General features: G+C 52.7%; 2 protein-coding genes. One reads left to right on the top strand and one right to left on the bottom strand.

The genetic code is table 11. The features are described 5' to 3' along the window. Positions 1–103: 103 nt before the first annotated feature. Positions 104–580, bottom strand: a complete 477-nt coding sequence (locus BLW43_RS22675) for a YHS domain-containing (seleno)protein (protein WP_093257214.1) — start codon at positions 578–580, stop codon at positions 104–106. A gap of 416 nt (positions 581–996) precedes the next feature. Between BLW43_RS22675 and BLW43_RS22670 the strand changes: the two genes are divergently transcribed. Beyond that, positions 997–1,500 carry a TetR/AcrR family transcriptional regulator gene (locus BLW43_RS22670; protein WP_139284211.1) on the top strand — a complete coding sequence of 168 codons (504 nt, stop codon included), beginning with the start codon at positions 997–999 and terminating at the stop codon, positions 1,498–1,500. Positions 1,501–1,642 lie beyond the last annotated feature (142 nt).

Below are 1,642 nucleotides of genomic sequence, written 5' to 3'. Positions count from 1 at the left end.
GTACGTCGGGGGTGTCGGCTTGCTCATCCACCCCGGCTATCACGCTGGATTCGCGACGTGAATCCCTCCGCCAGCCACCTTTGCGCAACATAGCCGGTTTCGCTTACAGATCTTTGGGTGCAATATTCGAGATCCCAGGCCAGTTGGCGTCAGCTTTTGCGCCGTTTCCCTCGACATCACCGCTGAAGCCTTTCAGTGCCGCCGGATAGGAATAAACAGACAGCTTACCGTTATCGACACGGAACAGGTTGGGGTCGCCGTCCAATTTTTTGCCGAGTGCAACGCCCATGCGACAGTATCCGCCATGCTGAGGTGCATACTTTGCTGGATCAGCATTGAAGGCTTCAAGGTTTCCGGTGGAGGAGAAACGATAGATCGCACCTTCATACTCGGCAGAGAACTCTTCGAAACCCAAAACCGGTTTACCGACTGTGAAATAGGCGACCGGATCATGGCTCTGCAACGCGATGCTGGCAGAGCTGACATTCACTGGCGCTGTCGAAGTGATGTCATATGCAAAGGCAGGGCTTGAAGCAGCAAAGGCAAGGGCGAGTGCGGCGGCGATAAGTGTTTTCTTCATGGATGTTCTCCGTTTTTGATGTGACGCCGTGGGAGGTTAGACAGGCGTCTTGCGTGCGCTCATAAAGGCAGTAAATGACCGTCCGGTCAACTAAATATCAAACACATCTTTGTGTCCAGATGGGTTTACACTTACGTCATACTTCTCCGGAGCCTTGCATCGTAACTCACCATTCAACTAAAGCCGCGATTTACCGACTGCCTACAGGGCGTGCAGTCTATCAATACCGCGCCCAAAAAATAGGCAGAACGGTGGTTTGCAATCTCTTCCTATGAGCATCGAAGTCATAGACCTTCTTGGCCAGGACTTGCTTATGGTAACGCATCAAACTGCAAAATAGTATGTCGCGTCGTTGATCCAGTGATACAAAACACACCTCACCCGGGTCCAAACACTGAAAAAAGCAGTTGCTCGCCATGGCAAGACCCTACTCCTTTGAACCCGAAGCAGCTCTAGAAGCAGCGATGCAGGTCTTCTGGCGCGATGGTTACGAATTGGCACGCCTCGCAGAATTACAAAGCCAGATGGGTATCCAGCGCGGGTCGCTTTACAACGAGTTTGGGTCGAAAAAGGCATTGTTCTTAAAAGCACTTAACAAATATGTCGCCTTGCATGTCGATCCAGGCATTGCACTGCTTTTGCGATCAGACATGTCAGCAGAAGATCGAATAGATGCTTTCTTTAGGGCTATTCCCAAGAACGAGCCACGCGGCTGCCTCCTGTGTAACACGGCCGCCAGTATAGCCGGTATCGACGCGGAAGTGCGTAAAGTCGTGGCAACACAACTCTCACGGTTTCACAACGCGTTCAATGCTGCACTGACCAATACGGTCCAAAGGCCTGACGAACGCCGCAAAGCGGCCTCGCGGCTCACACAAGAATACATAGGCAGGCGGGTAGAGGCCCGCGTAGCAGCGTGAAGCGACCAGGGCGATCAACTCTTTTGCCAAAATTTACCTTCTGAAAGGACTCTGTTGTGCAAATCGACGTGGGGACGGACTTCCCCTTTCCCCGGACGGACTCATCCTATGGCTTCGGTGACGGGTATGCCGAGGGCGGTGA

This window comes from Rubrimonas cliftonensis, assembly GCF_900107585.1.
In the GTDB taxonomy this organism is placed as follows: domain Bacteria; phylum Pseudomonadota; class Alphaproteobacteria; order Rhodobacterales; family Rhodobacteraceae; genus Rubrimonas; species Rubrimonas cliftonensis.
The sequence above is the reverse complement of the archived record's forward strand: the minus strand, read 5'-3'. Positions and strand labels throughout refer to the sequence as shown.